The 2505-nt window shown below is 54.5% G+C and carries 2 protein-coding genes and 1 pseudogene; all 3 read left to right on the top strand.

All coding sequences use genetic code 11. From position 1 onward, the window contains the following. Positions 1–1065, top strand: a pseudogene (locus NW820_RS08860) (hypothetical protein); the annotation flags it as partial. A gap of 307 nt (positions 1066–1372) precedes the next feature. Beyond that, positions 1373–2020 carry a Uma2 family endonuclease gene (locus NW820_RS08855; protein ID WP_414329080.1) on the top strand — a complete coding sequence of 216 codons (648 nt, stop codon included), beginning with the start codon at positions 1373–1375 and terminating at the stop codon, positions 2018–2020. 47 nt (positions 2021–2067) lie between these two features. After that, on the top strand, positions 2068–2505 hold a 438-nt coding region (locus NW820_RS08850), incomplete at its 3' end, for a Uma2 family endonuclease (protein WP_414407282.1).

The raw sequence follows: 2505 nt of genomic DNA, 5'->3' as shown, positions 1-2505 counted from the left end.
AAGCAAACGGAAGAAGACTCCTCATCCCCCGATTCTCTCTCCCAAGTGGAGCAAGGGGAAGAAGATGAGGATATAGACGATCCAGTTCCCCTCTCCCCCTCTGGGAGAAGGGCTAGGGGTGTTCGCGTTAGCGGCACAGAACCCATGGGCAGAGTCTCTACCGGTTGGGAAACGATTCTGGAAGGACTGATTCAATCCAACTTCAGCATTGACGGCACTTGGCCCCTACGAACCGAACTCGCTAACCGAATGCGGGGTCAAGACTCCAATGCTCTTACTTCTTCCATTGTCCTGGTCTGTCGTCCTCGTCCTGCCGATGCGCCCAAGGCTACCCGTCGCCAATTCCTTGCCGAGCTGAAGCGCGAGCTGCCTAAGGCTCTCAAGCTTCTGCAGCAGGGCAGCATTGCGCCTGTGGACTTGGCCCAAGCCAGCATCGGCCCCGGCATGGCCATCTATTCCCGCTACGCTGCAGTTTTGGAAAGCGATGGCTCGCCCCTGACCGTCCGCACTGCCCTGCAACTGATCAACCAGTACCTAGATGAATATCTCAGCGAACAAGAAGGGGAACTCGATGAGGGCAGCCGCTGGGCCACCACTTGGTTTGCCCAATATCAATTTGAGCCAGGCCCCTACGGGGAAGCAGAAGTCCTCAGCAAGGCCAGAAACGTCAGCATTGAGTCCCTTGAGGAACTTGGGATCCTAGAAGCCAAGGCCGGCAAGGTGCGGTTGTTGAGAAGAGAGGAAATAGCCCAGAGAAAAGAAAAGGGAGCAGATTCCCTCTCCTTGCTCCTTGCTTCCTCCGCCTGGCTCATCACCCAGACCCTCATCCACACCCTCGATCGGAAAGGAGAAATGGAAGCCGCCGCTCTCCTGGCTAGCTTGGCAGATGGAGGTGCAGTGGCCCGCGACCTTGCCTATCGGCTCTATACCCTCTGCGAAAAGAAAGGCTGGACTCAAGAAGCCCTAGCCTATAACACTCTCGTCATTGCCTGGCCGGAAATTAACCGGCTAGCATCCGAAATGAAGAAAAAGCAGCATGATCCTTTCCAGCCCAGCTTGCTTTAGTTGCCTACCTCTGGGGGAAGCAAAGCGTGACATACTCCCATCGCTGACCCTACGGGTACAGTGCGGGCTTCTCGCTTCATCGGGGAGCCTACGCAAGAACCCTCCACGAGCAGACACGGAATGCCCTACCGCGTAGTTGCACCAGATTCCGGCAAAAGCCGTTTTGTGCAAGTACTCCCATCATACACCATGTGGGGGTATCTGTATCCCGACACTGACTCTACGAGTACAGTGCGGGGCTTAGCTACCCCCACACCCCCATAAGCTAAAAGACCTCAGAGTTTCTATCCTTACACCCAACCAGACGATGGTCACCCTCCAGCTTCGACAACTCACCATCCCACCCGGCCAGCGCCTGCTGATTCACAATCTGAATTGGTTAGACTTTGAAGCCATCCTAGATGAGCTGGGCGAAAAGCGAGCCAGCCGCATTGCCTACAGCGATGGGATATTGGAAATCAGAATGCCCTCACCCAAGCATGAGCGAGAAAAATCCATCATTGGAGACATTGTCAAAATCTTGCTAGAGGAACTGGAAGTTGACTGCGAATGTTTTGGGTCAGCTACCTTCAAACAGCAAGCAATGAACTACGGGATCGAACCTGATGAATGCTTCTATATCCAAAATCACCAGGCCGTGATTGGCAAAGATCGGCTGGATCTATCTGTTGACCCGCCTCCGGATCTGGCCATCGAAGTGGATGTTACTTCCAAAACCCAGATTGAGGCTTACACCCGCCTAGGAGTGCCCGAACTTTGGGTTTATCAAGGCAACCAGCTAACCATCTACATCCTGCAATCCGGCCAATATCAGGCTTCTGCCACCAGCCCAACCTTTCCTCAGCTACCGATTTTAGAGTGGGTGCCAGAAGTCTTGGCCCAAAGTCGAGATCTGGGTAGAAGTCCAGCCCTTCGTGCCCTTCGCCAAAAAATACGCTCCATCTTAGGGAATTAATACGAGCCATAGGCCACGTACTCTGAGAGTTTTGCCCAAAGAAGATGATGCTTGCCCTCAACCTGCAACCGGCTTTGAATTTAACCGATGAAGTTTTCGAACAGCTTTGCCGGCAAAATCCTGAGCTGCGCCTAGAGCGCACTGCCCAAGGAGAACTGATTGCCATGGCCCCTGCAGGCAGCGAAAGCAGCCGTCAAAACTTGAGCCTCAGCGCCCAGCTCTGGCAGTGGAACCGGCAAACCCAGCTTGGTGTAGCCTTTGACTCCTCTGCAGGTTTTGCCCTGCCGAATGGGGCCATCCGCTCTCCCGATGCCGCTTGGATTGCCAAAGAGCGCTGGCAGCAGCTTACCCCAGAGCAGCGCCGTCGCTTTGCTCCTCTTTGCCCTGACTTTGTGCTGGAACTAAAGTCTCCTACTGACGAGCTGGCTATCCTTCAGGCCAAGCTGCAGGAGTACCTGGACAACGGATCCCAACTGGGCTGGTTA

This window comes from Synechococcus sp. R55.7 (assembly GCF_047461955.1).
GTDB lineage: Bacteria > Cyanobacteriota > Cyanobacteriia > Thermostichales > Thermostichaceae > Thermostichus.
Note: the sequence above shows the minus strand (reverse complement) of the source record. Positions and strands in the feature narration are given on the sequence as shown.